Annotated in this window: 6 protein-coding genes; 1 reads left to right on the plus strand and 5 read right to left on the minus strand. The window is 78.1% G+C overall.

Going from position 1 to position 5,570, the window contains the following annotated elements:
- Nucleotides 1–20 precede the first annotated feature (20 nt).
- Nucleotides 21–1,016 (plus strand): LacI family DNA-binding transcriptional regulator, encoded by a 996-nt coding sequence (locus tag GTR00_RS13225; RefSeq protein ID WP_166612079.1) that lies wholly within the window; start codon nt 21–23, stop codon nt 1,014–1,016.
- A gap of 28 nt (nt 1,017–1,044) precedes the next feature.
- On the opposite strand, the gene GTR00_RS13230 is transcribed toward GTR00_RS13225, so the two are convergent.
- The 5 genes from GTR00_RS13230 to GTR00_RS13250 form a co-directional block, all read right to left on the minus strand.
- On the minus strand, nt 1,045–2,811 hold the full coding sequence (locus GTR00_RS13230; protein WP_166612080.1) for a sensor histidine kinase: 1,767 nt from the start codon (nt 2,809–2,811) through the stop codon (nt 1,045–1,047).
- Nucleotides 2,812–2,897: 86 nt separating this feature from the next.
- Nucleotides 2,898–3,647 carry a SigB/SigF/SigG family RNA polymerase sigma factor gene (locus GTR00_RS13235; RefSeq protein ID WP_166612081.1) on the minus strand — a complete coding sequence of 250 codons (750 nt, stop codon included), beginning with the start codon at nt 3,645–3,647 and terminating at the stop codon, nt 2,898–2,900.
- 282 nt (nt 3,648–3,929) lie between these two features.
- Nucleotides 3,930–4,736, minus strand: a complete 807-nt coding sequence (locus GTR00_RS13240) for an esterase/lipase family protein (protein ID WP_166612082.1) — start codon at nt 4,734–4,736, stop codon at nt 3,930–3,932.
- A 6-nt stretch (nt 4,737–4,742) separates the two neighbouring features.
- The gene (locus GTR00_RS13245) at nt 4,743–4,994 is read right to left on the minus strand and encodes a hypothetical protein (RefSeq protein ID WP_166612083.1); all 252 of its coding nucleotides are present in this window, start codon (nt 4,992–4,994) and stop codon (nt 4,743–4,745) included.
- Between the two features lie 71 nt (nt 4,995–5,065).
- On the minus strand, nt 5,066–5,570 hold a 505-nt coding region (locus tag GTR00_RS13250), incomplete at its 5' end, for an ATP-binding protein (protein ID WP_205705736.1).

Genomic DNA, 5,570 nt, shown 5'->3' on the forward strand with positions numbered 1-5,570 from the left:
GTCTCGGGGAGGGGCGGGCGATGGCGAGCGGCGAGCGCCCCCAGCCGGTGACCATGGCCGACGTCGCCGCCCGCGCCGGCGTCTCGCGGGCGCTGGTGTCCATCGTCCTGCGCGGGGTCCCCGGCGCCAGCCCCGCCAGCCGCGAGAGGGTCCTGCGCGCCGCCGCCGAGCTGGACTACCACCCCGACCAGCGCGCCCGGCTGCTGGGCGCCGGCCGCAGCCGCACCCTGGGCGTCGTGCACGACCTGCACCAGCCCTTCCACGGCGAGCTGGTCGAGGCCCTCTACGCGGCGCTGCCGGCGGGGTGGGGGCTGACCCTGGAGCCGGCGGCCCGGGCCCGCCCGGAGGCGGCGGCGGTGCGCGCCCTGCTGAACCACCGCTGCGAGGCCGTGCTGCTCGTCGGGCCGTCCCTGCCGCGCGCCGCGCTGGCCGAGCTGGCCGCCCGCACCCCCGTCGTCGTGCTCGCCCGCGCGGTGCGGGGCGTGGACGTCGACGTCGTGCGCACCGACGACGAGGCCGGGGCACGCCTGGCGGTGGAGCACCTGCTGTCCCTGGGGCACCGGCGCACCGCCCACCTGCACGGCGGGCGCGCCGCGGGGGCGGCCGAGCGCCGCGCCGGCTACCGCGCCGCCGTGCGCGCCGCCGGCCTGGAGCCGGAGCTGCTGCCCGGCGGGCTGGGCGACGAGGACGGCGTGCGCGCCGCGCCGCAGCTGCTGCGCGCCGGCGGGCCCACCGCGGTGCTCGCCTTCAACGACGCGTGCGCCGCCGGCGTGCTGGCCGCCGCCCGCCGGGCGGGCGCGCAGGTGCCCGGGCGGCTCTCGCTCGTCGGCTACGACGACAGCGCGGTGGCCGCGCTGTCCACCGTGGCGCTGACCACCGTGGGCCAGGACGCCGCGGCGCTGGCCGCGCACGCCGTGCGGCGGGCCACCGCGCGCGCGGAGGAACCCGGCCTGCCCACCGCCGAGCTCGTCAGCGCCCCCCGGCTCGTCGTGCGCGCCACCACCGCCCGCCCGTAGCGGGCGCCGCCCGGGCGCGGGCGGGCGCTCAGGCCGGGCCGGGGTGCTGCGGCAGCGAGAAGCGCACCGTGGTGCCGCCGCCGGGGGTGTCCTCCACCCGGATCCACCCGCCGTGGCGCTCGACGATGCGCCGGCAGGTGGCCAGCCCGATGCCGTGGCCGGTGCCCGCGCCCGGGTCGACCTGGGCGAACACGGCGAAGACGGCCTCGCGCTGGTGCAGCGGGATGCCGGTGCCGTTGTCGCGCACGGCCACGACCCAGCCGTGCTCGTCGCGCTCGGCGCCGACCGACACCCGGCAGGGGCGGGCGGGGTGGCGGTACTTCACCGCGTTGTCGATCAGGTTCTGCAGCAGCTGGCGCAGCAGCACCGCGTCGCCCTGCACGGCGGGCAGGGGCTCGGCGCTCACCCGCGCCCCGGCCGCCGCGATCGACGCGCGCAGGTCCAGCACCGCCTGGTCGACGACGTCGTCGAGCTGGACCCGCTCGCGCCGGCAGGTGCTGCCGCCGGCCCGCGCGTAGCCCAGCAGGGCGCTGATCAGCTCCTTCATGCGGCCCGTGCCGCGCCGGGCGGCGGTGATCCACGCCAGCGCCTGCTCGTCCAGCTGCTCGCCGTGCAGCTCGTGCAGCATCTCCAGGTAGCCGTCGACGACCATCAGCGGGGAGTTCAGGTCGTGGCTGGCGATGCCGGCGAACTGCTCCAGCTCCCCGTTGGAGCGGGCCAGCTCGGTGTTGGTGACCTCCAGCTGCGTCACCGCCAGGGTGAGCTGCTCCGAGCGCTCGGCCAGCTCCGCCAGCGCCGTCTCCAGCTGCCGCTTGCGCGCCCGGATGGCGGTGATGTCGGCCATGGCCACCACCGCGCCCAGCGGCGTGCCGTCGGCGCGCGTCATGGTGCGCCCGGTGCAGCGCACGGTGATCGGCTCGCGCCCGGCGGGGGCGATGACCATCTCCGCGTCGCGCACCCGGCCCTCGCGCAGGGTGCGCTGCAGCGGCACCTCCCGCGCGCGCAGCGCGGTGGTGCCGTCGGGGCCGCGCAGGTCGTACGCGCCGGCGTGCTCGTCCGGGTCCAGCGCCGCGTCGGCGTCCAGGCCGTGCCACTGGCGGGCGGTGCGGTTGAACTCGCTGAGGCGCCCGTCGGGGCCGGCGACGACGATGCCGACGTCGACGGACTCCAGCACGGCCTCGGTGAGCTCGTGGCGGGCCTCGGCCTCGGCCACCACCAGCTCCGCCAGCGCGCGCTGCTCGGCGGCCTCGGCGGCGTGGCGCTCGGCCTCGGCGGCGCGCTGCGCGGCCAGGCGCGACTGCCGGCGCCGCTCGAACAGGGCCACCAGGACCCGCGCGAGGTCCTCCAGGCCGGCGACCTGCGCGGCGTCCAGCGCGCCGGGCTCGGTGTCGAACACGCACAGGGTGCCCAGCACCTGCCCGGCCTCCGTCAGCAGCGGCGCGGAGGCGTGGAAGCGCACCGCCCCCCGCTCGCCGGTGACGGAGGGCTTGTCCGCGTAGCGCGCGTCCAGGCGGGCGTCGGGCACCTGCACGAAGCGCCCGGTGTGCAGCTGCACCCCGCACAGGGAGTCCTCGCGGGCGGCGTCCCCGCCCTCGAAGCGCACGCCGGCGAGCTGGCACTGGCGCTCGGCGGTGATCAGGTGCACCGAGGCGCTGGGGACGCGGGCGACCAGCGCGGCCACGCGCGCCACGGCCTCGACCTCGGGGTCGGCCGGGGAGCCCAGCAGCCCGTAGGCGTCCAGGGCCGCCAGGCGGCCCGCCTCGGCGGCCGTCGGGGTGGTGGTCGTCGCGCTCATCGGCAGCGGTGTCGGCCGCCGGGCCCCGCACCTTGAGCGCCCGGCCGGGGTCACCCGGCCGCGGTCACCCGGCCGCGGTCACCGCGTCAGGCGGCCTCCATCGCGGTGCGCAGGCGCTGCAGGACCGACTGCAGCAGCCGGGAGACCTGCATCTGGCTGACACCGAGCTCCTCCCCGATGCGGCTCTGCGTCCAGCCCTCCTGGAAGCGCAGCGCCAGCAGCCGGGCGTCGCGCTCGGGCAGCGAGGTCAGCAGCGGCGCCAGGGTCAGGTGGTCCACCACGGTCTCCAGCGCGGCGTCCACCTCGCCCAGGGTGTCTAGGACGCTGAGGGAGGAGCCCTCGGTGTCGGAGACCAGCTCGTCCAGGGAGTGCAGCCGGTAGTCCTCCGCGGCGGCCATGCACTCGCTGACCTCCTCCACGTCCACCCCCAGCCGGGCGGCGATCTCCGAGACCGTCGGCGAGCGGCCCAGGTCCTGCTCCAGGTCGGTGCGGGCCGCGCTCAGGCGCGGGCGCAGCTCCTGCAGCCGCCGCGGCGGGCGGATGCTCCAGCTGCGGTCGCGGAAGTGCCGCTTGATCTGCCCGGAGACGGTGGGCACGGCGAAGACGACGAACTCCCGGCCCAGGGAGGGGTCGTAGCCCTCGATGGCCTTCATCAGCCCGACCGCGGCGACCTGCTCCAGGTCCTCCAGGTCCTCCCCGCGCCCCCGGTAGCGCCGGGCGATGCTGCGGGCCATCGGCAGGTTCAGGGTGGCGATGCGCTCCTGCAGCCGGGCGCGCTCGGCGGGGTCCTCCTCCGCGCCCAGCGCCGCGAACAGCGCGGCCGTCTCGGCGGCCACCGCGTCGTCGGAGCGCCCCGGGCGGTGCGCGGGCCCGTCGCCGCCGAGCGCGCCCGTCGTGCTCGTCGTGGTCGCTCCCGGGGTCGCCGCCGTCGCCGTCCTCGTGGTGGTCCCCGCCGTCGTCACCGTCACCGTCGCCGTCGCCCTCCGCACCCGCACCCGCTGATCGGTCGCGCTCACGTCCGGAATGCCACCAGGGTCCGGGCCCCTCGGCAACCGCAACAGCAGCCGGTGCCGCAGCCGGTGCCGGCCCGGCGCCGCGCGCGCGTCGGGGAGCGCGCGTCAGGCGCTGCCGCGCGAGGGGCTCCCCGGCCGCCCGGGTCCCTCCAGCGCGGCCAGGGCGGCCAGGACCGCCTCGGCCAGCCGGGGGTCCGCCAGCAGCCGGAAGTGCCCCACGGTGTCGACGCTGACGTTGCGGGCGCCGGCCAGCCGGCTGGAGCCGGGGATGTTCGGGTCGACGCGGCTGAACACCGAGGTGATGGAGGCGTTGACGTCCTCGACGGCGGTGAGGGTGCGCAGCAGCTCCCCGCCGGGGGCGAAGACGCGCACCGCCCGCAGCGGCACGAACCGGGCCAGGGGGGAGCCGGAGAAGGGGGAGTTCACCGCCACCAGGTGCCGGAACCTGCCGTCGGCGTTGTGGTGGGCCAGCAGCAGCTTGCCGATCAGCCCGCCCTTGCTGTGGCCGACCAGCGCGAGCCCGCCCCGCACCCCCAGGCCCTGCTCGTCCACGTGCCGGCGCACGGCCCGCGCCGCCTCGGGGACCTCCCCGCCGTTGAAGCCGAGGCTGCTCACGACGTGCACGGGGTGCCCGCCCGCGTGCAGCGCCTCGATCAGCGGCTGCAGGAACCGCCAGGACTCGAAGACGCCGGGGATGAGCACCACGGGCACCGCGCCGCCGGTGGCCGCGGCGTGCTCCGGGGAGAGGGCACCGCGGCGCAGGCTGCGCAGCTCCCAGCGGGCCGCGTACAGCCAGTCCGCGCCCGCCCACCGGAGCAGCGCCGCGCGGCGCCTCAGCAGGCCCGGGTCAGGGCGGCGCGGGGACGGGCGGCGCAGGGACCCGCGACCCGGGGACGCGCGGCGCAGGTGCACGGCGGCTCAGTGCTCGTGGACGTGGTCCCCGTGCTGGTGGTGGCGGTGCCCGTCGTGCAGGTGGTCCACGTGGTCCTCGTGCTCGACCGTCTCGCACCCGTCGCCCTCGGCGTGCGAGCCCGCGTGCTCGGCGTGCACGGACTGCTCCTGGTGGCGCTCCTCGCCGTGCAGGTGGTCGAGGTGGTCGTCGTGCTGGACCGTCTCGCACCCGTCGCCGGCGAGGTGCTCGTGGTCGGTGACGGCGGTGTGCTGGCTCATCGCTCCTCCTGGCCTGGTGTGCCCGTGGCCCGAGCGTCCCCCGGGCGGGCGGGGACGGCAAGGCGGGCGGTTCAGGCCGTCGGCGCGGTGCCGGGGAACCAGTCCTCGACGGTCGTGAGGTCCTGCGCCGGCGGCCCCTCGCCGTCGGCGCGCGGCTCGAACCACACCGTCTTGCCGGGCCGCTCGCCCTCCAGCGGGTCGATGCCCCAGGCCCCGGAGACGGCCTCCACCAGGCGCAGCCCGCGCCCGGTGGTGGCGCCCAGCCCGAAGCGGCGCTCCTGCGGGGGCAGCGGCGAGGAGTCGCTGACCTCGATGCGGACCCGGCCGGCCGGGGTGGAGCGCACGGTGATCGCGAAGGCGGTGCGCGCGTGCAGCAGCGCGTTGGTCACCAGCTCCGAGACCGCCAGCTCGGCGCTCTCCTCCAGCTCCTGCGCGTCCAGCCGCGCCAGGGCCCGGCGCACGTAGCGGCGGGCGGCGGCCACCGCGTTCGCCGCGGGGTCCAGCACCAGCGGCGGCTCCACCACGTGCCCCGCCGCCGCGGCGGTGTCCATGGCGGCCTCGACCCGGGCCTGGAAG

Origin of the sequence: Kineococcus indalonis, from assembly GCF_009906395.1 — a bacterium.
Classification (GTDB): Bacteria; Actinomycetota; Actinomycetes; order Actinomycetales; family Kineococcaceae; genus Kineococcus; species Kineococcus indalonis.

Bases quoted from the DNA above. Each gene is read 5' to 3' on its own strand.
- GTR00_RS13225 (WP_166612079.1), top strand. From the start codon at position 21: ATGGCGAGCGGCGAGCGCCCCCAGCCGGTGACCATGGCCGACGTCGCC.
- GTR00_RS13230 (WP_166612080.1), bottom strand. From the start codon at position 2,811: ATGAGCGCGACGACCACCACCCCGACGGCCGCCGAGGCGGGCCGCCTG.
- GTR00_RS13245 (WP_166612083.1), bottom strand. From the start codon at position 4,994: ATGAGCCAGCACACCGCCGTCACCGACCACGAGCACCTCGCCGGCGAC.